This window comes from Rhodococcus sp. DMU1 (assembly GCF_012272955.1).
Taxonomy (GTDB): Bacteria; Actinomycetota; Actinomycetes; order Mycobacteriales; family Mycobacteriaceae; genus Rhodococcus; species Rhodococcus aetherivorans.
The window spans coordinates 503,945-525,049 of the sequence record NZ_CP050952.1 but is presented as its reverse complement, the minus strand read 5'-3'; the positions used below and the strand labels follow the sequence as shown (position 1 = coordinate 525,049).

At 67.7% G+C, this 21,105-nt stretch carries 20 protein-coding genes and 1 pseudogene; 10 read left to right on the top strand and 11 right to left on the bottom strand.

The genetic code is table 11. The annotated features are described in order from the left end of the window. The first annotated feature begins 105 nt into the window (after window positions 1–105). The 6 genes from HFP48_RS02375 (at window position 106) to HFP48_RS02350 (ending at window position 5,829) form a co-directional block, all read left to right on the top strand. Entirely contained in the window at window positions 106–1,254 is a 1,149-nt protein-coding gene (locus HFP48_RS02375; protein WP_168578959.1) for a beta-mannosidase, read from the top strand. Window positions 1,255–1,477: 223 nt separating this feature from the next. Then, a complete protein-coding gene (locus HFP48_RS02370; RefSeq protein WP_006943118.1) occupies window positions 1,478–1,753 on the top strand; it encodes a DUF4193 family protein in 276 nt (91 codons plus the stop codon). Between the two features lie 151 nt (window positions 1,754–1,904). Beyond that, complete coding sequence (locus HFP48_RS02365; RefSeq protein WP_006943117.1) at window positions 1,905–2,183, top strand: GlsB/YeaQ/YmgE family stress response membrane protein; 279 nt, start codon at window positions 1,905–1,907, stop codon at window positions 2,181–2,183. Window positions 2,184–2,400: 217 nt separating this feature from the next. Next, complete coding sequence (locus HFP48_RS02360) at window positions 2,401–2,583, top strand: hypothetical protein (RefSeq protein WP_168578958.1); 183 nt, start codon at window positions 2,401–2,403, stop codon at window positions 2,581–2,583. A 222-nt stretch (window positions 2,584–2,805) separates the two neighbouring features. Beyond that, window positions 2,806–4,131, top strand: a complete 1,326-nt coding sequence (locus HFP48_RS02355) for an ammonium transporter (RefSeq protein ID WP_168578957.1) — start codon at window positions 2,806–2,808, stop codon at window positions 4,129–4,131. A 63-nt stretch (window positions 4,132–4,194) separates the two neighbouring features. Beyond that, window positions 4,195–5,829 (top strand): IS1182 family transposase, encoded by a 1,635-nt coding sequence (locus HFP48_RS02350; RefSeq protein WP_246872504.1) that lies wholly within the window; start codon window positions 4,195–4,197, stop codon window positions 5,827–5,829. Between the two features lie 176 nt (window positions 5,830–6,005). On the opposite strand, the gene HFP48_RS31445 is transcribed toward HFP48_RS02350, so the two are convergent. The 3 genes and pseudogenes from HFP48_RS31445 to HFP48_RS31435 all read right to left on the bottom strand — a co-directional run. After that, window positions 6,006–6,308 (bottom strand): transposase, encoded by a 303-nt coding sequence (locus tag HFP48_RS31445; protein ID WP_348983356.1) that lies wholly within the window; start codon window positions 6,306–6,308, stop codon window positions 6,006–6,008. Window positions 6,309–6,509: 201 nt separating this feature from the next. Continuing rightward, window positions 6,510–6,710, bottom strand: coding sequence for a hypothetical protein (locus HFP48_RS31440; RefSeq protein WP_246872502.1), 201 nt, complete (start codon window positions 6,708–6,710; stop codon window positions 6,510–6,512). A gap of 9 nt (window positions 6,711–6,719) precedes the next feature. Beyond that, window positions 6,720–6,788: pseudogene (locus HFP48_RS31435) on the bottom strand (hypothetical protein); the annotation flags it as partial. A gap of 622 nt (window positions 6,789–7,410) precedes the next feature. Between HFP48_RS31435 and HFP48_RS02340 the strand changes: the two are divergent. The 3 genes from HFP48_RS02340 to HFP48_RS02330 all read left to right on the top strand — a co-directional run bounded on the left by HFP48_RS02340 (window position 7,411) and on the right by HFP48_RS02330 (window position 10,041). Further along, entirely contained in the window at window positions 7,411–7,743 is a 333-nt protein-coding gene (locus HFP48_RS02340; RefSeq protein ID WP_006943112.1) for a hypothetical protein, read from the top strand. A 330-nt stretch (window positions 7,744–8,073) separates the two neighbouring features. Further along, the gene (locus HFP48_RS02335) at window positions 8,074–9,159 is read left to right on the top strand and encodes an alpha/beta hydrolase (protein ID WP_029547111.1); all 1,086 of its coding nucleotides are present in this window, start codon (window positions 8,074–8,076) and stop codon (window positions 9,157–9,159) included. Between the two features lie 279 nt (window positions 9,160–9,438). Continuing rightward, window positions 9,439–10,041: a C40 family peptidase gene (locus HFP48_RS02330; RefSeq protein ID WP_168578956.1), complete on the top strand. Its 603-nt coding sequence runs from the start codon at window positions 9,439–9,441 to the stop codon at window positions 10,039–10,041. A 745-nt stretch (window positions 10,042–10,786) separates the two neighbouring features. On the opposite strand, the gene HFP48_RS02325 is transcribed toward HFP48_RS02330, so the two are convergent. Beyond that, window positions 10,787–11,674 carry a LysR family transcriptional regulator gene (locus HFP48_RS02325; RefSeq protein WP_065923140.1) on the bottom strand — a complete coding sequence of 296 codons (888 nt, stop codon included), beginning with the start codon at window positions 11,672–11,674 and terminating at the stop codon, window positions 10,787–10,789. A 132-nt stretch (window positions 11,675–11,806) separates the two neighbouring features. On the opposite strand from HFP48_RS02325, the gene HFP48_RS02320 reads away from it, so the two are divergent. Beyond that, window positions 11,807–12,721, top strand: a complete 915-nt coding sequence (locus HFP48_RS02320) for a LysR family transcriptional regulator (RefSeq protein ID WP_050034452.1) — start codon at window positions 11,807–11,809, stop codon at window positions 12,719–12,721. A gap of 170 nt (window positions 12,722–12,891) precedes the next feature. Here the strand turns inward: HFP48_RS02320 and HFP48_RS31430 are convergent, their stop codons facing one another. From HFP48_RS31430 to HFP48_RS02285, 7 genes are all read right to left on the bottom strand, one after another. Further along, complete coding sequence (locus HFP48_RS31430) at window positions 12,892–13,299, bottom strand: hypothetical protein (protein WP_232334127.1); 408 nt, start codon at window positions 13,297–13,299, stop codon at window positions 12,892–12,894. A 607-nt stretch (window positions 13,300–13,906) separates the two neighbouring features. Then, complete coding sequence (locus HFP48_RS02310; RefSeq protein WP_168578955.1) at window positions 13,907–14,905, bottom strand: nitronate monooxygenase; 999 nt, start codon at window positions 14,903–14,905, stop codon at window positions 13,907–13,909. Window positions 14,906–14,978: 73 nt separating this feature from the next. Continuing rightward, a complete protein-coding gene (locus HFP48_RS02305; protein WP_065923142.1) occupies window positions 14,979–15,827 on the bottom strand; it encodes a crotonase/enoyl-CoA hydratase family protein in 849 nt (282 codons plus the stop codon). Beyond that, on the bottom strand, window positions 15,827–17,002 hold the full coding sequence (locus HFP48_RS02300) for an acyl-CoA dehydrogenase family protein (protein WP_050034450.1): 1,176 nt from the start codon (window positions 17,000–17,002) through the stop codon (window positions 15,827–15,829). Before HFP48_RS02300 ends, HFP48_RS02305 begins: the two co-directional genes overlap by 1 nt. Before the next feature lie 130 nt (window positions 17,003–17,132). Next, window positions 17,133–18,287 (bottom strand): acyl-CoA dehydrogenase family protein, encoded by a 1,155-nt coding sequence (locus HFP48_RS02295; RefSeq protein WP_231772094.1) that lies wholly within the window; start codon window positions 18,285–18,287, stop codon window positions 17,133–17,135. Between the two features lie 239 nt (window positions 18,288–18,526). Beyond that, window positions 18,527–19,267 (bottom strand): SDR family oxidoreductase, encoded by a 741-nt coding sequence (locus tag HFP48_RS02290; RefSeq protein WP_065923143.1) that lies wholly within the window; start codon window positions 19,265–19,267, stop codon window positions 18,527–18,529. A gap of 861 nt (window positions 19,268–20,128) precedes the next feature. Next, a complete protein-coding gene (locus HFP48_RS02285; RefSeq protein WP_050034447.1) occupies window positions 20,129–20,992 on the bottom strand; it encodes an acyl-CoA thioesterase domain-containing protein in 864 nt (287 codons plus the stop codon). Window positions 20,993–21,105 lie beyond the last annotated feature (113 nt).

The following is a 21,105-nucleotide window of genomic DNA, read 5'->3' as shown; positions in this document are numbered from 1 at the left end:
GCTACGCAGCACAGATTAGCACTCACCGAGCCTGAGTGCTAACGCGGCGGTGTCGCGCGGTTCGCATGCGCAGCCGATCCGGCTCCGCGCCAGTACAGTTCCTCCATGGGATCGGGGAGCACGGCAAAGGCGTGGGCGGTGGGTCTCTCGATCGTCGCCGCGGCGACGATCGGCACGGCCGGCACCGCCGCCGCCGATCCGGATCCGGGCGCGCGGGTCACCACCGACGGCACGGCGCTGCGCCTCGACGGGCAGCCCTGGTGGCCGACCGGCTTCAACGCCTACCAGCTGGGCACGAACTGGGCGGTGAACTGGGGCTGCGGCGCCATGGTCGATCTGGATGCGTACTTCGGCGCGCTGCCACCGCATTCGCTCACCCGCTTCAACGCCTTCCAGGCCCTGGCCGTCGACCGGTTCACCGGCGAACTCGACTTCGCCCCGCTCGACGCCGTGTTCGCCGCGGCGGAGGCCCACGGTCAACTCGTGATCCCGGTCCTTGCCGCCCAGGACGGCGCGTGCGAGGACGAGGCGTTCAAGGACCGGCAGTGGTATGTCGACGGATGGACGGAGCCGGTCGATCACGAGCGTGCCGTGCTGAGTTTCCGGGACTGGGTGACGACGGCGGTGACGCGGTGGAAGGACTCCCCGGCGCTGGCTGCATGGGAACTCGTCGGCGAACCCGAGACCAGCATGTGCACCGACGCGGCGTGCTCGTGGTGGCTGCGGCAGTGCCCGCCGGACGCGGCCGCCGTCCTGCGCGGGTTCTTCGACACGGCGGGGGCGCAGGTCCGCGCGATCGATCCCCGCACCCTGATCACCGCGGGGCTCACCGGCGGCGGGCAGTGCGGCACGCAGGGCGACGAGTACGCGCTGGTCGGGTCGTCCCCCTTCGTGGACGTCGTCCAGTACCACGACTACGGCGCCGACGGGATCCCGTTGCCCGGCGACCAGTGGAACGGCCTGGCGCGCCGCATCGCCCAGGCCCAGCAGATCGACAAGCCGCTGCTGGTGGCCGAAATCGGCGAGCCGGCGGGCTGGTGCGGGGCCACGGCCGACCGCGCCGAGCACATCGCGACGAAAATCGAGGGACAGAAGGCGGCCGGCACCGCCGGGGCGCTCATCTGGGCCTTCGTCCCCGATCCCCGGCCGGACTCCTGCACCTACGACGTCGGCCCCGACGACGAATTGTGGGACGTGATCGAGGAATTCGGAACATCGGGCGCATCCGTCGGGCCCATCCCGAACACCGGATAGCCGGGGCCCGCGCGCGTCGAGACCACCCGTCCGGTCGGGCGGCCGGCCTGGATCGCCCACCGGTTCCGGCACAGTGGTTTGGTATCTCCCCGGTCCGGGTACAGGAGGGCGATCACGGCCCGGCGTCGCCCTCACCGGCACCCGCCGGGAAGGTGACACGAAGAAGACATCGCACCGCGCGGCTGGTGCCGTCGCCGGGCGGCGACCAGGACTGAGGAGGGTCATGACACTCGACTACGACACCCGTAAAGAGCTCGACACGGACGAGCTGACCGCCCCGACGCTTCCGGCGGTGAGCGAGACCGTGGAGCCGGACGACGGCGACATCGCCGAGTTCTTCGAACTCCCCGGCGCCGACCTGTCCGGCGAGGAGCTCACCGCCCCGGTCGTCCCCCGGCGGAACGACGAGTTCGTCTGCGACAGCTGTTTCCTGGTCCACCACCACAGCAGGCTCGCGCCGTCCGACGACGGCACGACACGCTGCCGGGACTGCAGCTGACGGACCTCGGCGGAAGGCGCAGAACGAGAACAATTTTCCGCCGAGGTGTAGTCCCTCGCCCTACGGGGTAACCGAAGTCGTGACCACGCCGGCGACGGCGGGTGAAGACCGGAGGGGATCGACGAGATTCCCGAACGAAGGGAAGTGGAGCGTGCTCGGACTCGGAATCATCGGGTGGATCATCATCGGCGGCCTCGCCGGCTGGATCGGTAGCAAGATCATGAAGACCGACGAGCAACAGGGCATCCTGCTGAACATCGTCGTGGGTGTCATCGGCGGTCTGCTCGGCGGCTTCCTGCTCAAGCTCTTCGGTGTCGATGTGGCGGGCGGCGGCCTGATCTTCAGCTTCCTCACCTGCCTCCTCGGTGCGGTGATCCTGCTGTTCCTGGTCAAGGCTGTCACCGGCCGCCGCACGGTCCACCACCGGTAATCTCGCCGACCAGTCACCACACGCGCAGCGGCCTCCCGTCGCCCCGTTCCGGGGCACGGGAGGCCGCTGCGCTGCACGGGCCGAATCCGCGCCGGGCGTGTCGGCCGTCATCCGCTGCGAAAACGGGACCTTTCCGGCATGCTGGCCGGGTGGATGGCGCGTGCGGTGAGCGTGGCGGTCATCCGGGGAACGCCGCCGAGCGACGAGAGGGACACCGATGGACGACACCGCAGCAACGAGGGCACGCTCCGCCACCGCGGGCCGCACCCCGCAGGAGACCCCCGAGCTGTCTTCGGAGGATCTCGCCGCCGTCGTGGAGGCGCTGACCGGCCGTCCGGCAGACATCCCGGAGTCCAAGCCGGCCCCGAAACGACGCCGATCGCCCCGCAAGAAGACCTGAGCCCCCGGCCGCCGACCTCGTCGGTCCCGTAGCGGGCGAACCTCGCGAACACCGCTCCGCGGCACCGCCCGTGCGCGGCTACCGGGAGACCCTCGCGGCCACTTGTCCGAAATGACCGTTTCCGTAACTCGCTCGCAACACCCGCGCCGCGTGGCAGAAACCGGACCGGCACATCGTGGATACCCGGCGCACCGAGAACCGTGCGCGTGAGGAGAATCTGCCGTGTCACCCACGATCGACGCCGGGGCCACCGCGTGGCTGCTGGCGAGCACCGCCCTCGTCCTGCTGATGACCCCGGGTCTCGCCCTGTTCTACGGCGGGATGGTCCGCTCCACCGGCGTCCTCAACATGATCATGATGAGCTTCGTGTCGATCCCGCTCGTCACGGTCACGTGGCTCGTCGCGGGCTACACGCTCAGCTTCGACGACGATCTCGGCGGCGGAGTGCTCGGCGGATTCGCACACCTGGGGATGAGCGGTATCGGGCCCGACACCGTCCACGGCCAGGTACCGGAACTCCTGTTCGCCACCTTCCAATTGACCTTCGCGATCATCACCGCCGCCCTCGTCAGCGGGGCGATCGCCGACCGGGCCAAGTTCTCCGCCTGGATGCTGTTCGTGCCTGTCTGGGCACTGCTCGTGTATGTCCCTGTCGCCCACTGGGTCTGGGGACCCGACGGCTGGATCGCACGGCTCGGCGTGCTCGACTACGCGGGTGGACTCGTCGTCGAAACCGTCTCCGGAGCGTCCGGTCTGGCCCTGGCACTGGTGCTCGGACCAAGGCTGGGATTCCGTTCCGAGTCCATGCGGCCGCACAACCTCCCGATCGTCCTGCTCGGCGTGGGCCTGCTGTGGTTCGGCTGGTTCGGATTCAACGCCGGCTCCGCCCTGGCCGCCGACGGCAAGGCCGCCGCGGTCTTCCTCAACACGCTCGTCGCCGGGTGCACCGGCATGCTCGGGTGGCTGTTCGTCGAACAGCGCCGCGACGGGCACCCCACCACGTTCGGCGCCGCCTCGGGCGTGGTCGCCGGCCTGGTGGCGATCACCCCCGCGTGCGGCACCGTCGATGTTCTCGGTGCGCTCGTCGTCGGCGCGGTGGCCGGCATCGTCTGTTCGTACGCCGTGGGCTGGAAGTTCCGCCTGGGCTACGACGATTCGCTCGACGTCGTCGGCGTGCACCTGATGGGCGGCATCGTCGGCACCGTTCTCGTCGGCGTGCTCGCGACCGCCGTGATGACCGACGGTCCGGAAGGATTGCTGTACGGCGGCGGCTTCGCGCAGCTCGGCAAGCAGGTCCTCGCGGTACTGGTGGTGGGGCTCTACGCCTTCGGCGTGACCTTCGGCCTCGGCAAGCTGATCGACCGCACCTTCGGCTTCCGGGTCAGTAAGGAGGACGAGGCGTCCGGTATCGACCTGGCCCTGCACGCCGAATCCGCCTACGAACACGGCGTGCCCGGGCACGGGGCGATGGGCGGGGTCAATCCGCTGCACTCGGTCTTCCCGTCCCAGGCACGGGAAGACGCCGTGCCCGGCGACGACGAGCGCTAGATGGCTGGTGTTTTTCGCGTGGCGTTGCCGCGCTGATCGAGGCGGCTCGAGCAGAATGAAGGGGTGAGTCTGGGTAGGGTGTCCGGTCAGTCGAGTCTGCTCCGCTCGACGGTGGAGTATTGCCAGGACCGGGTGGGAAAGGACTCGATTTACGGTGTACTGCACCGGGAATGCTTCCGGTTGTTCCCGGATGAGATGTTCGCCGACCTGTTCACCGATGTCGGGCGTCGTAGCGTGCCGCCGATGATCGTGGCGGTGGTGATGGTGTTGCAACGACTCGAGGGCCTGTCCGATCGTGAGGCGGTCGATCGGTTCGCGTTCGATGCTCGGTGGAAGTACGCCGCAGGTGGATTGGACTTCGACTATCCAGGATTCGTGCACACGGTGCTGGTGGACATGCGGGCCAGGTTGGCCCGTTCGACTCGGCCGAACAGGGTCTTCGAGGCGGTGCTCGAGGTGGCCCACCAGGCCGGGGTGATCGGCCGCAAGCGGGTGCTGGACTCGACTCCGCTGTACGACGCGGTCGCCACGATGGACACGATCACGCTGGTCCGTTCGGCGATTCGAGGGCTGCTCGCGGCCGTCGATGCAAACCTGGCGCAGCAGCTGCGAGCGGTACTCACCAGCGGTGACGACTACGCCAGTGCCGCCAAACCGTCCATCGACTGGGACGACGAGGCAGCCCGCGCACAGTTGATCGACTCCCGGGCCTGCGACGGTCTGGCCGTGTTGGCGTATCTCGACGGCCGCGAACTCGACGACTCGGTCGAGCGGGCCTCGACGCTGCTGGCCACCGTGCTGGGTCAGGACCTCGCTGCCGACGACGACGGGGTGTTCCGAATCGTGCGCAGGGTCGCCGCCGACCGGGTCATCTCCACCGTCGATCCGCAGTCTCGCCACGGCCACAAGACCCGGGCCCGCGGTTTCGACGGTTACAAGGGTCACATCGCCATCGATCCCGACAGTGAAATCATCACCGCGACCGAGGTCACACCGGGCAACGGCGGCGACGCGGAGTTCGCGGCGGGCCTGCTTGCCGACATCCTGCCTTCCGAAGCCGAAGCCGAAGCCGAAGCCGAAGCCGAAGCCGAAGCCGAAGCCGAAGCCGAAGCCGAAGCCGAAGCCGAGACGCGTGTCTTCGGTGACGCGGCATACGGTGCCGGAGAGTTGTTGAAATGTTTGGACGACAATGGGATTCACAACGGAGTGAAGGTGCAGCCGTCACCTGCGGTGAAGGGCCATTTCTCCAAGGACCGGTTCGGAATCGACCTCGACGCGATGTCGGTGACCTGCCCGGCCGGGGAGACCGTGCCGATCCGGCCCCGGGCCGGCACCCGCGTGGCCGGGGCGGCCTCGTTCGGTGCCGCCTGCATCCGGTGCCCGTTGCGAGCGCAGTGCACCTCGGCCTCCGACGGCCGCACCATCACAGTCGGCCCACACGAGAAGCACTTGGCCACAGCACGTATCCGGCAACAGGATCCGCTCTGGAAAACCGAGTACCGGGCCACCCGACCCAAAGTCGAACGCAAGATCGGTCATCTCATGCGTCGCCGCCACGGCGGTCGTCGAGTACGTGTCCGGGGCACCACGAAGATCGCCGCTGACTTCGGTCTGCTCGCTGCAGCGGTCAACCTCGCTCGTCTGGCCACCTTCGGAATCACCCACCGGGCAGGACAGTGGACCGTGGCCATCGCCTGATCCGGACGACGGGCCGGTTCTGCTCCTCGTTGCGGTCATGACGCACACCCGTGGACGAGTGCTGACGCCGTCACCCGGGCATCACACCGACCATCGGCGGTCATCCTGCCCGGCGAAGGTGAGCGATCCGGCGCCTCGAGGCGCCGTTCGACACCAGCCATCTAGGGTGTGTTTCATCAGCGGTCGGGCCGGAGCCACTGATTGATGGCGGCGATTCGGACGGTGGCGGTATAGCGGACCGCAAGTTTGTCGAATCTGGTTGCCACCGCGCGGTTCTGCTTGAGCTTGTTGATACCGCACTCGACAGCATGACGCTGCTTGTAGTGCTCGGTGTCGAACTCCGGCGGACGTCCACCGGACGACCCCTTCCGCGTCCGGTGGGCAGCCTGATCGGACTTGACCGGAATGGTCGCGCGGATACCGCGTTTACGCAGGTAGGCGCGATTTCCGGTGCTGCTGTATGCCTTGTCGGCCAGCACACGATCCGGCCGGGTACGCGGCCGACCGCGGCCGGTCCGCGGCACACCGATCCCGTCGAGAACCGCGGTGAACTGCGAACTGCCCCCGCTGACCGGCGGTGACCACGCTCGACAACGGTTTGCGGCCCTGCTCGCAGGCCAGATGGGTCTTGGTGGGCCACCCACCACGCGACCGTCCCCACGCGTGATCCTCCGGTTCGGTCACCACCCCGCCGGGTGGCTCTCGATCTGCTGATCGCCGTCCCCGCGGGCCCCGGCCGCATGCTGGTGCGCCCGCGCGATGGTCGAGTCGACGCCGACGTCCCACACGATCGCGCCGGCAGCGTCGGCGAGTGCCTGCAACGCCGTCAGGATCTGTGCCCACCCTCCGCCGCGCTGCCGGCGCCGGAACAGCCCGTACACCGTCTGCCACGGTCCGTACCGGGCCGGGACGTCCCGCCAGGGGGTACCCGTGCGGGTCCGCCACCGGATGCCGTCGATGGGCTGGCGTTTCGTCCATTTCGGCGGGCGGCCCGCCTTCTCCCCCGGGGCAGCAGCGGGCCAACCACGACCACTGCGCGTCGATCAGGTCTGCTCGCCCCGGCCGATGCCGATACCGTGTCCGGTCACGGCCGAGACCACCGGGCACCGCCCGGAGGCCTGCCGGCATCCTCGACGAGGGTGGCCGCCGTCCGCGTGGTGCAAGCCTGGCGTCGAGCCGAAACCGGTGGTCCTCGAGAGGTTTCGGCACGTGCACACCGCGGAATGCCGGGAGCACCCACCTCATCGCGACCGCCCATGGTGATGAACGGGGGCAGGGACAGCTGTCGCCCCCAGGCCGTCGATGGCGGTGTCACCTGTCTGCTCCCTCCGGGTCCGCGGGCGCACCCAACCGGCCTCGGGCGGGCGAACGATCCGCCGCCCACCCCGGTCGAGAGTTCCGTCGGCGAGAAACAGGTATCCCTCCGGGTCGTTCGGCCGATGCCCTCGGGCCCCACGGCGGGCAACGATACGCCCTGACACACACTGCGCAGGCCGGGTTCCCTGGTGGCGCCGACACCGTTCGTCGTCGCCCTTCGGAAATGGACCCGTCGCGTGGACTGCACGAAAGGGGCCCGCACCGATGACGGCAGAATCGTCCGGCTGGGGGGACTATGTCACGGCGGCGTTCTCCCGCGATTTCGTCGCCGAGGGATTCGACTACGACACCGTCGAACAGATCCATCGCGGCGTCTTCGACGAGTGGCGGGTTGCGCTGGCCCGCTCGGGTCTGTTCACCAACCGCGCCGTCGCCGAGGCGGTGCGCTGCTGGCAGAACAATCCCTCCTCCCTGTTGGACGCCCTGCTCGCGGACGCGGACGAGATGACCGACAAGCGCTACCGGACCGCGTGGAACGCACTGGACCGAACTGCTGCACACGACGGCTCCGTCCGGGCCGCTGCCCGGTATGCATGAGCGCTTCCGGCGGTCGAGCGGTCTGCAGCACGCCCACGCCGCGAGCGGACCCACCGGCCGGCGAGACCGCCATGCTCCGAAACAGTACGTCCGGTCTCGCTGGGCGCCGATCGGGCAGCTGCCGCGATCGCCCCGGCAGTCTTTGTCGGTGCGTGCGCCCCCGGACCGGCACCGTGTCCAGACCCCGACGTCGGCACCGCCGGTGTGCCGACGCCTCAGGAGATATGTGCACGCCGACTCGGACTCCACCTCGGCAGCGTGCATAGTCCCCCGGCCCACGCGTGCCCGACCCGTCCGGGGGCGCAAGAACGAACTGATGTGAGGACCATCGTGACGACCACCCCACCGTCGGAACCCGGCGATCTCGACGGATGCGCCGCACCGCACGGGCCAGGAGTCCCCCTTCGCCCCACCCAGGTGCGTGGGCGGCACTTCCCCGGAGCCAGCGTGCAGGCGCAACTGCTGGCGCGATCGCTCCAGCTGACCCTGCGCCCTGTGCTCTCACTGTGGGCGCGCGCGTCCGGGCTGCCGTGGCCGACCAACCTGATCGAATCCGTCGGAAACCTGCTGCCGCCGATCGAGGGCACCCGGTGCCGACCCGCGACGCTCCCGCACTGCGGCGCGCTCTGGGTCCAGGCCCGCGACGTCGGTGCCGACCGCGTCGTCCTCTACCTGCACGGCGGCGCGTTTCTGTGCTGTGGCCTGCGCACGCACCGGCGCCTCGTCTCGCGCATCTCCGCCGAGGCACAGGCACCGGTGCTGATGGTCGACTACCGGATGCTGCCCACCCATACGATCGACGACGCCATCGACGACAGCATCGACGGGTACCGGCTGCTCCTGGCCACCGGCTACCGGCCCGAGCAGATCGTGATCGCCGGCGACTCCGCCGGCGGGTACCTGTCGTTCATGGTGCCGCTGCGGCTCCGTGACGAGGGCCTGCCCGCCCCCGCAGCCGTTGTGGCGCTCTCCCCACTGACCGAGTTGGATCCGGCCCGCAAACTGGCACACCCCAACGCGGACCGGTGCGCCCTCCTGCCCGCCACCGCCGCGGCGGAACTGTCCCGACTCGCCCGACGCCTCGAAGCCCACCGGGCGACCAGCCCCTACACCCGGGCCCGGCTGTGCCCGATCGAGCACGATCTGCGCGGCATGCCCCCGACGCTGATCCAGGTGGGGTCGGACGAGCTGCTGCTGCCGGACGCCGAAACCATGGCCCACCGGCTCACCGAGGCCGGCAGCTACTGCGAGCTGCAGATCTGGGACCGCCAGGTGCACGTGTTCCAGGCCGCGGCCGATCTGCTGCCCGAATCCCGGCGGGCCATCGCCGAGATCGGCCACTTCATCCGGTCCATGGTCCCGGCCCGGGCACCCGGCGCGGTACGCCCCCAGAAGACACCGGGATGCCCCGCATAGCATGCGGTTTCGGGACCGGAGTGGGACCCGCGCCCGCCGACTCGCCGACCGATTCCGGCGTGACGAGTTCCGGGGCGGCGACACGCCTCCGCGTGGGTGACCCGGCCGCCGGTGCCGGGAGGTAGGCCCGCTTGTGATCTACCCGCATCACCGAACCAGGTAGGTGTATGGGCCGATCGGCCGTTGTCCGCCTCGTTCGTGACCGGAATGTTATGGAGTGTTCCGTCCGAGCGGCACCTGGATCCCTCGGACACCGTATGACACGAAGGACTCCATTTCATGGCCAAGCACAGAGTGCGTCGGGGCAACCGCCTGCAGGTCTCGACCACAGGACTGCTGATCGCCGGGGGTGTGACGATGGCAGCATGCCTGCTTCCGGCGTCTCCTGCCGCAGCGGAGCCGATCACGATTCCCGGGATCGGAACGTTCGACCTCCCCCACACGCCGACGCTTCCTCCGGCGCCTACCCCTGCACCCCTCCCGGTTCCCCACCCTGCGCCCCTCCCCGACACGGCACCCTCACTGCCGCCGTCGCCGTCGACCCACGGTGCGCGGGCGCTCGCCGCGGCCGAGTCGAAGATCGGCGCACCGTACGTCTGGGCTGCGGCGGGGCCGGATGCATTCGATTGCTCGGGTCTGGTCCAGTGGGCGTACCAGCAGGTCGGGGTCGTCGTGCCGCGCACCACCTACGACCAGCTCGACGGGGGACAACCGGTGGATCGGGCACACCTGCAGCCTGGCGATCTCGTCTTGTTCAACGGAGCGCAGCATGTCGGGCTCTACGCCGGGAACGGCACGGTCGTCCACGCCCCCACCGCCGGGCAGTCGGTGAAACAGGCACCACTGGACTCGATGCCGTTCTACGCGGCCCGCCGGTACTAGGCTCGGCCGCATCGGGTGCCTGTCGAGAATCAGCCGGTACGAGGGGTGAACGGGCCCCGGGGCCCGACGAAACTCCGATCCAGTGCACGGTCCGTGATCCATGCTCACAGGGTGCAGAGGTGATCGTCGGGTGTGCCCGAACGCCGTGGTGGGTCGGCGTGCGGCCGCGGTGGCGATCGGTGGCGCATCGAGAACCAGCGATGAGACCTGGGGTGAGCCGGCCCCCCAGTCCACGATCCGGCGGGACAACGCGTCGATCCGCGCCTTGCGCCGGACCTTCCCTCCCTGCGGGGCGCTCAGGGATATCGGTACTGCGCTCGTTCGGTGGGAAGTCGCACTCGACGGGATCCACCACCAGGAGCACGCGCGTGCCCGTCGGGAACATCCCCACCGAAACTGACATACCCTGACTGCTAATATTTAATATTTTTCGTCATTTTGTGCATGCGTTCACCTCCGATCGCGATGCCCCTCCCGATCGTCGGTTCCGCGCGCCCCGGCCGATGCCGATACCGCGTCCGGTCACGGCCGAGACCACCCGGCACAGCCCGGAGGCCTGCCGGCATCCTCGACGAGGGTGGCCGCCGTCCGCGTGGTGCACACCTGGCGTCTTTCCACAGTGACGCGCCGACCGGTGGGTGGTCAAGGAAAATGGGGCCAGAACGAGCCTTCACCTGCCATCGACAGTCTGCGCAGAATCCTTGAAACTTCCTGTCGTCGACAGCCACCAAGGCAGGCGGTGCGGCTACGATTGCCCAACGAACCGTCGCGCGATCATCATGAAGGCTTGTGAAGCCGCGTCGAGGCTGTCGTTCCTGTGGACGAAACCAAATTTTTGGACCATCGGGGGGTCGATGCGGCACAGGTGAGCGCCGAGATCGGCCGCTTCCCGAGCCTGGGCCGGCGGCAGGATCGCGGCGCCCGCACCGCTGGCGACCAGACGCGGGTGGACGGGCAACATCCCTATTTCGACCGCCACTCGCGCCTGCACGTGGGCGGTCCGGCAGGCTTCCTCGAGCAAATCTCGAACAACGTCCCCGAGTGGCCCCGCGACCAGATCGACCTCCTCGAGTTCCGACAACGGGACTAAATCGTGGCAGGCCAGCCGATGCCCGGGCGGCACCGCGAGGACCAACATGTGCTGCCCCAACGGGAGGGCCTGCGTTCCGGTGGCGACGCGCACGGGCAGGGAGCACAACGCGATCTCGCAGGTCGCCCGTTTGACCAGTTCCACGGCTTCGTCGGAATCGGACGCTCGCAGCACATTGATCCACACCCCGGGGTGGAGGTCACGGAAGACGCGGATAAAGTCGGCCAGGGGTTCGACGGCGAGGTCGCTGGTCACGGCGACATCGAGCCGCCCTTCTTCCAACTGCTGGATGCGCCGCACCGCGTCCGACGTCTCCAGAACTCCACCGAGGACCTGCCGGGCGGGACCGACCAGCGCCCTGCCGGCGGCCGACAACTCGAGCCCGCGGCCGAGTCGATGGAAAAGTTCGACGTCCAGTTCCCGTTCGAGGGCCCGGATCGCCTGCGACAACGACGGCTGGGCGATGTACAGCGCCTCCGCGGCTCGAGTCATGCCGCCGTGATCTACTACGCTGAGGAAATAGCGTAGCTGCCGGGCATCCATGCTCCGACGATATCGCAGGCGCACCGGGGTAGTTCGCTTTGACCCATCGACGAGCCCCCGCTCCCGATCATTGTCGGAACAGGCAGAATGCAGTGAATCGATTGCGACGTCATCAGGTGCCCGGGAGGCGCGGTGGAGTTCAGGCAGCTGGCCCAATTTCTCGCGGTCGTCGAGCACGGCGGCCTCGTACGCGCCGCAACCGCACTCCACATTTCGCAGCCCTCACTGTCGCAGACCATCCGCGCGCTCGAACGTGAACTCAAGACTCCGCTATTTCACCGGGTCGGTCACGGAGTCGTTCTGACGGCGGCCGGTGAGGCACTCATCGGTCCAGCGCGCCAGTTGATCCGGGACGTGGCGACGGCGCGCGCGTCGGTCGCAGAGGTCGCAGGGATACGCACCGGTCGCCTCGACATCGCCGCAATGGGCAGCCCACTCGAGTTCATTCTTCCGGCCGTCGGAGCGTTCCGTCGCCGTCACCCCGACGTGTTCATCAGTATCGAGACGCCAGCGATGGAGTCCGACATCCTGCACCAGGTCCGGGAAGGCAGGAGCGAGTTGGGCTTTCTACCGTTCCAAGACGAAGCGGACATCCACAGCGAGGCAGTTCGGGGGCGGCTCGAGCTTGTCCAGCTCGGCGTCGAGCGGATGAAGCTGGTGATGCCCCCCGGAATCGGCACCGCCTTGCCTGACCCCTTACCGATCGGGCAGCTACCCGATCTTCCGACCACGGCGGCTCCTTTCGGCGCGCAGGGCAGGGATGCGGTCGAGAAGGCCCTTCGCCGCGCCGGATTGCACACGCGGCTCGGAGTCGTCACGGCGCACAGGTCAACGCATTGCTCACTCGTCCTGCGCGGCATAGGCATGGCGTTCAGTCCCGAGGGACAGGTGAACCAGGCAGTACGCACCGGCGCCGTGGTGCGCGACCTCGACCCACCCATCCTCCTCCCCTACGGTCTGGTGCGCCGGGCCGGTCACCTATCGCCTTCGGCCGCCGCGTTTTTCGAGATGGCGGTTGAGCACTTCCGCGACCGGAGCAGCGACTGACCATCCGGCCGCGTCGCTTGGCCGATGGCTCAGGCCCGGGGACCGAACACCACGTGCGACCGACGTCAACAGTTGTGCAGCCTGGAGCACTGCTACTGCGGCCGGCCCACCTCCGGGGGCGGGAGCACGGCGGCGTTATGCCGCGCCCCATATCGGCTCGTTCAGAGCCGCTAGTTGATGGTGGCGACGTGGACGGTGGTCAGACGACACACGGCGAGCTTGTCGAAGCGGATGGCCACCGCCCGGTGCGGCTCGAGTCGGCTGATGCCACTCGACCGCGTGCCGCTGCTGGCATATCCGATGGTCGAGGGCCGACGGTCATTTGCCTCGTGTGCGGCGGTGTGCGAGTTGATCGGACGGGATCGTGATCGTCGCTCGGATGCCGCCTCGAGCAGTTGGACGCGATTGGCGCGGGAACTGTACGCCCTCGTCCGCCAGCCCGCACCGACCGGGTACGCACCTGGCCACGACCAGGGCGCGGTACCGAAGAGCCGCTCGAACACCGCGGTGAACTGCGGACTGCCGCCGTCCTGACCCGGGGTGAGCAACACCGCCGGCGGGCCGCCGGTTCTGCCCACCGCCGAGGTGCAGCTTGGTGGTCCACCCGCCGGGAGAACCCCCCAGGGCGACGACGTCGGGCTCGCGTCGATCCCGCCGCGTGATGCGAGCTGCAGCAATCGGCAGGCACCGGTAGCGTGCCGGTGGGCCCGCACGATGGTCGAGTCGACGCCGACGTCTCACACGATCCGGCCCGCGGCGTCGGCCAACGCGTGCAACGCGGTCAAATCTGTGCCCGCACCCTGGCGGCCGGTTGTCAGCGACGGAACAGTCCCTCCACGCCTCTGCCAGGGGTCCGTACCGGGTCGGTGACTTCGCGCCAGAGTGCGCGATGCGGGTACGCCAGCGGATACCGTCGATGAGCTGGGTGTTCCGTCCACGCAGGGCCATCCGGACCTGGCCGGGGGTGGGGAGCAGTGCTTCGAGTACCGCCCACTGCGAGTCGGTCAGGTCCGTCCGGCCCGTCACCGCAACGCTGGGCACGACGCCCGAAGGTCTTCAGGGTTTTCTTCGCCGTCAAACCCCTTGACCGGAGACCTCGCTCATTCAGCGCTCACGATACACCCGTCTCACTTGAAGATCCGGGACCTCACCACCCGGGACGAACCTGGTGGGGGCTGACGCCGATCAGAAGCTGGCGTGCGCACCGACCGGGTTGACACACAGTCGAGCCAGGCGACCGCGAACGAGTTCCTCCGCCTCGCAAACGATCCGCGTGACCATCTCCACAACCGTGGGAATGTCGTGGATCAGGCCCTGGGACAGGCCGCTCGCCCAGATACCGAGATCGAGATCGCCCTCTTCGTGCACCAGTCGCCCTCGCGCTCCTGCCACGAGCTCGCGTACGTCGTCGAAATTCCCTCCCTCTGCCAGGATTTGGACAACCCGTCGGCTGACTGCATTGCCTGCCACCCGCGAGGTGTTGCGCAGCGGCCGAAAGATCAGTTCGGTGTCGAGCTCGGAGGCGTCGACCACCCACTGCTTGACCCGCTCATGCACCGGCGACTCGACCGTGCACATGAAACGGGTGCCCATATTGATACCGTCCGCGCCCAGGGCGAGGGCGGCAACGAGCCCACGCCCGTCCGCGAACCCACCCGACGCGATGAACGGGATCCGCAGCGCTCGGGCCGCGGCCGGGATCAGGATCAGACCCGGAACGTCGTCCTCGCCGGGATGGCCCGCGCACTCGAAACCGTCGATGCTCAGCGCGTCGACACCCAATGCCTCCGCCTTGAGAGCATGTCGCACACTCGTGCACTTGTGGAGCACCTTGACTCCGGCCGCCTTGAACGCTGGCATGTGCTCGGCCGGGTTGTTGCCCGCCGTCTCGACGATGCGTACCCCGGATTCGATGATCACCTGCCGGTACTCTGCGTACGGAGGCGGAGCGATCGCTGGGAGAATGGTGAGATTGACCCCGAAGGGACGATCGGTCATCTCCCGGCAGCGGGCGATTTCCGCGGCCAACGCCTCCGGGGTCGGCTGCGTCAATGCCGTGAGAAACCCCAGTGCACCCGCGTTCGCAGTGGCAGCCACGAGTTCGGCTCGTCCCACCCACTGCATCCCGCCCTGCACAATCGGGTGTTCGATTCCGAACAGGTCGGTGAATCTAGTGCTCAGCATGGCTATTCCCGCTCTCTGTGTTGGTCCGGAGGCTGCTTTTGGGGCCGCTCCGGTCGACCTTGTCCGGCCCCATTCACCTGAACTCCGGCTCGCGCCAATGCGGGAAGATGGCGGGCAGGTCGGCTTCGACCGTCCGCACGAACTTGGCCGGCCGCTTCTCGAGAAATGAGGTGATGCCCTCGTGGGCGTCGCTGCTCCCGCCCTGCACGGCCATGCCCCGCGATTCGGCAATGTGTGCCTCCATCGGGTGTGCGGCTCCGAGCATCCGCCAGATCAGCTGCCGCGTCAGCGCAACCGACACCGGGGCGGTGTTGTCGATGATCTCGGCGGCGATTGCGCGTGCCTCATCGAGCAGCCGATCTCTCGGGTGGACCGCCGAGACCAGCCCCGCCTCCAGTGCCTCCCCTGCCGAGAACATCCGTCCGGTGTACAACCACTCGAGTGAGCGCTGTACCCCGACCAAGCGCGGCAGGAACCAGCTCGAGCAGCTCTCCGGGATGACACCCCGGCGGGTGAAAGGCATCGCAAATCGCGCGTCCTCAGATGCCAGTCGAATGTCCATTGGCAGCGTGATCGTGGTACCGACGCCCACCGCGGCGCCGTTGATCGCGGCGATCACCGGCTTCACGGAGTCGAAAATTCGCAGGGTAGCTACGCCGCCGCCGTCACGTGGGACGTCGTCCCCGAAATCGCCGTAGTCGAATCGTGCACCGCCGCCGGAGAGGTCGGCACCGGCACAGAACGCACGGCCCGAGCCGGTGACGATGACGACCTTGACGCCGTCATCGGCGTCTGTCCTGGCGAAGGCCGCGACGATCTCGGCGCTCATTTGCCGGGTGAAGGCGTTGAGTTTGTCCGGGCGATGCAAGGTGATGACGGCGATGCCATCTGCGATCTCGAGTCGAATCGTGTGGAATTCCATCACAGTTTCCGTTCGGTGTCGGTGCCCGCCGCGGCGCGGACATGGCGGCCCAGGTTGCGCTCGTGAATTTGGGATGCTCCCTCATAGATCCGGAGTGCCCGGACGTCGCGCCACATCCGGGGCACCGGACTGTCTCCGACGATCCCCTCGCCGCCCAGGATCTGCACCGCCCGGTCGGCCACCCGGCTGGCCATCTCCGTGCAGAAATACTTGGCGGCCGCGATGCGGTGCCGGGGAATGGACTGTCCGTGAAACTGACGGGCGCAGTCGAGTACGAGAGCTCGGCCGGCCTCCAACTCCGCGTAGCTCGATCCGAGCATCGCCTCGATGCTGCCGAATTCGCCGATAGGGCGACCGAACTGGGTTCGGGTAGCAGCATGGCGTGCCGCCTCGTCCAGGATCCGCGTCGCCTGCCCGACCGCAGTCGCGGCGACGTGGATCCGGGCATGGTTGATCCCGCGCATCGCCAACCGCAGACCCGCCCCCTCGAGCCCGCCGATCAACGCGGTGGCCGGCACGACCACCTGGTCGAACCGCAGCTCGGCGACCGGCGCCTCGGCATGCCCATTCATCCGATCGGGCAGGCTCGCGCTGACTCCGGGCGTGTCCGCCCGCACCAGGAAAGCGGACACCCCCTCAGCGCCGGCACCGCCGGTGCGGGCGAAAACCACCAGCAGATCGGCCCATGCGCCGTTGGTGATGTACCGCTTGCTGCCATTGATGACGAAATGGTCGCCCTCGCGCACGGCGGTCGTGCATATCGCTGCGGCGTCCGAGCCTGCACCCCGCTCAGTGAGTGCGAACGCAGTGACGCATTCGCCCCGTGCCATCGGCGGCAGATAGAGTTCACGTTGCGCGTCGGTGCCATAGTCGAGCAAGATTTGTGACGACAGTCCGATGGTGGTCGAGAACCGCGACCGGTACACGCACGATGCCCGGGTGAACTCGAACGTGAGCAGCACCTGCTGCTCGACCGACCATTCCAGGCCCTCCCAGCGTCTGGGCAGGGTGATCCCGAACAGTCCGAGCGACGCCATCTTCTCAACGAGGTCCGGCGGCACCTCGCCCTTGGACACCATCTCCGCCTCGCGGATGATCAGCTCCTCGTCGGTGAACCGGCGGATCCGGTCGAGGTAATCGTCGAAGGACAGCTCGTAGACGGGTGCCGCGATCATGCCAACTCCTCACCGGGGAAGATCGCGCTTCCCCTTCGCGCAGGGTTTGCGGGTGCGCCGTCCTCGAGCGCGGCCCGCGGAATGTGTTCGATTCGTCCGCGTAGCGGGGGTCCGGGGGTCGTCATACCGTTCAGTCAAGCTCGCCCATGATCACGTGCCCACGAAGAAGGTTCCGTGCGATCGTCTTGCGCTGGATCTCGTCGGTGCCGTCGTAGATCCGGGCCAGACGCAGTTCCCGGTACCACCGCTCGATCGGCAACTCGCGGGTGTAGCCCATGCCGCCGTGAATTTGCAGAATGCGGTCGACGACCTCGTTTGCAATGGTGGCTCCGTAGAGCTTGGCCTGTGAATTGGCATGCCGTGCATCCCCGCCCTGATCGCCGACCCACGCTGCACGCAGCGTCAGCAGCCGGGCCGCATCGACCTCCACCGCCGAATCGGCGAGCATCCACTGGATCGCCTGCCGCTCACCGATCGGCTTTCCGAAGGTCTGCCTTGTGTTGGCGTAGTCCACACCCATCTGGATCAGCCGATCGCAGGCGCCGATCGCCCGCGCCGGTACTCCCCATCGGGCCTTTCCGATCCACTCCATCGCCAGAGCGAATCCGAAACCCGGTTGCCCGAGGACATTTTTGGCAGGGACGCGGACATCCTCGAACACCAGGGAGGCCGGACCCCACTGGCCCATAGTGTGAATGGGCTCGGACTTCCATCCCATGTCCCGGTCGACCAGGAAGCAGGTGATGCCGCCGTTTGCACCGCGGTCCCGGTCGGTGACCGCGAAGACCATCGCGAAATCGGCCTCGTTGCCCTGCGTGATAAACACCTTCTCACCATTGATCACCCAGTCGTCGCCGTCCCGGCGAGCTGATGTGCGGATCGCCGTCGCATCGGATCCCGCTCCCGGTTCCGTAAGCGCGAAGCACGAGATCCGATCGCCTTCGATGGTGGGAAGCAGGTACCGCGCACGCTGATCGTCGTTGCATCCGTACAGAATGTTGTCGGCGCTGCCGCCGAACCTGAATCGGATGAAGCTGCGCCCCAGTTCCATCTCGATCACCGCTGCCATCACCGCGCTCAGGCCCATGCCGCCGAGCTCCTCCGGTGTCTGCACGCCCCAGAATCCGGCTTCTCGGGCCTTGAGCTGCAGGGACCGGATGGTGTCGGGCTCGACACCGACCTGGCCTGCGCGTTCGTTGCGTAGTGCTTGCTCCTCCAGCGGCTTGATCTCACGGTCGACGAAGGTGCGAACCCACATCTGGATGTCGCGCTCTTCGACTGTCAACGAAAAGTCCATACTTCGTTCTCCAATGATCGGTGGTGTTTCGGGGAATGCGGTGGCGCGGCGATCCGATCTCCGACCGGTCCGGCGGCGGGCCGACCGCCGACGCTCGAGAGCGCCGAGAGCTTACTGCCCTATGAATCAGACCTCGGACAGTCGAGACGAGCAAGACTGTCTCGGTGATGTGACGGATAGGCTGGGCCGATCGATGTGATCGGGAGCGCTTTCCACGTCCCGCCCTGTCACAGCGGCCTACGCGCGAGGCTGAATGTCTGGCCGGTCGGCCCCTCGACGGGCCGGCCAGCGAGCCAGACAATCAATTCGGCCACCTCGTCCGGGTGCTTCACCCGCTCCGTCTTGGACAACGCAGGAACCTCGCCAAGGCGAAAATCGTCCCGGGTCAAATCAGTCGCGACCGGCCCCGGTACGATCTCGTTGACGTCGACGCCGTGGCGCCACACCTCCTTGGCCAGGACCCGCACCAGATGTGCGACCCCTGCTTTTGCAGCGGCGTACGCCGATCCACCGGCACCGGCGACGTGACCGGTACCCGATCCGATGACGATGATCTTGCCCATTCCTTGAGCGGCCATCTGCGGTAGTGCAGCCTGTGCGCAATGGAAGACACTGGTGAGGTTCAGGGCGATGGTCCGTTCCCAGTCGTCCGGTGCGCTGTCGACCAGCCGGCCCGAGGTCAGGCCACCGCCCGCGTTGCAGAGCAGCACGTGCAGGCCACCGAATTCGTCGACGGTACGGGCAACCATCGCGGCCACCTGGTCGGCAACAGTGACGTCGGCCGATATCGCGATCGCGCGACCGCCCTCGTTCCGAATCGCTCGGGCCACGGATTCGACCTGGTCGGCCGTGCGGGCAGCCACGGCAACGGCGGCACCGGCACGTGCCAACGAGAGCGCACCGGCGCGCCCAATACCTCGGCCCCCACCGGTCACCAGGCAGGTAAGTCCCTCCAACGACGGTGTCATCGATGTGCGTCCTTCCTCGACGTCGGCGCGGGGAATCCGCGCCGAGGTCGATGCAACCGTCTTCGGGGGTGGCTGTCCAAGAGCGGATTTCGACACAACCCATAGGAAATACCCATCGGTCCCGACCATCGGGCGGAGGTGAATCGGCGATGTGATCCGGACGCGCTGCTGCTGTTGTCTCGATCGAGAGGCGAGGTGAGGAGGCGGACCAAGAGGGCGTGGCCGGCTCACCACCTCACGGGATCGTTTTTCGCCTCCAGCCTTTCCGTGACATACCTCGCATGTTCGGCACGCGCAGGACGTACCGCCGACATTGCACCCTCGTAATCGGATCGCCGCAGATGCACACCGTGGTGCCGGTCGGTGATACGTGCGCCGCAAAGCGTCACAGCCGCAAGCGAACTGCTAGGGGACGTCACCATGTCACGCGCGACTGGCACTTCTGCGCAAGAGGACCGGCCGGGATCACGATGTGCATGCGCCCGAATTCCCTCCACCAGACGGTGCCCTCAGCGGGCGACCTGAGTGCGTTGGTTTCGGAGATGTCCGTGTCCGTCTCGGCGCGGCGAGGGTGGCAGATATCCCGACATACCGGGAAACACCGTTCAAATATGGCGTACCATCCGCGATCGTCGAGGTTCAATCGTGGTGGTCGCCGCACCGGTCACCCATATGATCCCGGCGAGCGGTGCAGGTCGCTTCCACTGCCGGATGTATTTGCTTGGGCGTATCGACATTCGCACTTGCGGTCGTGGCAATACTCTCGGACCGCGCACACGCCGTCGGAACCGCCGAACCGACACACTGCCCCCGGGTCCGCAGCGGGGCGGGAAGCCGTCACGTCTGCCGAACTGGACTCGCTCAGCCCGGCCCGGCGGGAACCGGTGTCGATTCACGTAGCGAGCGGAGGACCACCTCCTGTGTGGTTGTTGCGATCAATTCTCCCCGTCGGCTCCAGATTTCGCCGAAGGTATGTCCGCGCCCGTCCCCGGAGACCCGACTGCGCTGGGTGTAGAGCATCCACCGGTCGGCGTGACACTGCTGGTGAAACCAGATCGAGTGATCGAGCGACGTGGTGAAGACGGTCGACGGGTCCTGCGCGGTCGACGGGGAATGGCCGACTACCGCTGTCCGGGCGAGCGCCAGGTCCGACAAGAAGGTGAGCGCGCAATCGTGGCGGGCGGGAGAAGCGGGCAGATGCCCCGCGAAACGGATCCACAACGAGCGACGGGACTCGCCGGGTTCGCCCCCCTGATGGGGTTTCGCACGAACGGGTCGTATCTCGACGGCCCGTCCGACCGGTGAAGTCCTGTCCAGGTTTGCCCATGTTCGATCCCACTCGCCTCCGAGCTCTTCGAGCAGCTCCGGCGCGGGCACGTCCGGCATCACCGTGTGCCGGGACGAATCGCTCTCGGGAACTTTGAACGATGCGGTCATCGTGAAGATGGCACCCGACCCCTGCCAGGCAGTGACCGCACGAAGATCGTAGGAGTTCCCGTCCTTGAGTCGCTGCACGACGTATCGGACCTCACGGTCCGGGCAGCCACGGCTCGGGAAGTAGCCGTGCAGAGAGTGCACCGACCGGTCCTCCCGGATCGTGCGCTGCACCGCAGCCAATGCCTGTGCAGCGATGTGCCCACCGAATGCCCGACCGGGCGAACCCTCACAGCACAGGCCGCGAAACTCGTCTGGACCGACCATGTCCACGTCCAACAACTCGGGCATCTCGTTCCTTCACTTCACACCCCACAGGGTTCGGGATGACGGTCCTCATCACTTCGTCCGGCGGTTTCTACGGATGCGCTCAGGACCGACTGTCATGCCGGTCACGGCGCGAG

Coding starts and splice junctions, on each gene's coding strand:
- HFP48_RS02375 (WP_168578959.1), top strand. CDS start 106: ATGGGATCGGGGAGCACGGCAAAGGCGTGGGCGGTGGGTCTCTCGATC.
- HFP48_RS02370 (WP_006943118.1), top strand. CDS start 1,478: ATGACACTCGACTACGACACCCGTAAAGAGCTCGACACGGACGAGCTG.
- HFP48_RS02360 (WP_168578958.1), top strand. CDS start 2,401: ATGGACGACACCGCAGCAACGAGGGCACGCTCCGCCACCGCGGGCCGC.
- HFP48_RS02340 (WP_006943112.1), top strand. CDS start 7,411: ATGACGGCAGAATCGTCCGGCTGGGGGGACTATGTCACGGCGGCGTTC.
- HFP48_RS02330 (WP_168578956.1), top strand. CDS start 9,439: ATGGCCAAGCACAGAGTGCGTCGGGGCAACCGCCTGCAGGTCTCGACC.
- HFP48_RS02325 (WP_065923140.1), bottom strand. CDS start 11,674: ATGGATGCCCGGCAGCTACGCTATTTCCTCAGCGTAGTAGATCACGGC.
- HFP48_RS02310 (WP_168578955.1), bottom strand. CDS start 14,905: ATGCTGAGCACTAGATTCACCGACCTGTTCGGAATCGAACACCCGATT.
- HFP48_RS02305 (WP_065923142.1), bottom strand. CDS start 15,827: ATGGAATTCCACACGATTCGACTCGAGATCGCAGATGGCATCGCCGTC.
- HFP48_RS02300 (WP_050034450.1), bottom strand. CDS start 17,002: ATGATCGCGGCACCCGTCTACGAGCTGTCCTTCGACGATTACCTCGAC.
- HFP48_RS02290 (WP_065923143.1), bottom strand. CDS start 19,267: ATGACACCGTCGTTGGAGGGACTTACCTGCCTGGTGACCGGTGGGGGC.
- HFP48_RS02285 (WP_050034447.1), bottom strand. CDS start 20,992: ATGCCCGAGTTGTTGGACGTGGACATGGTCGGTCCAGACGAGTTTCGC.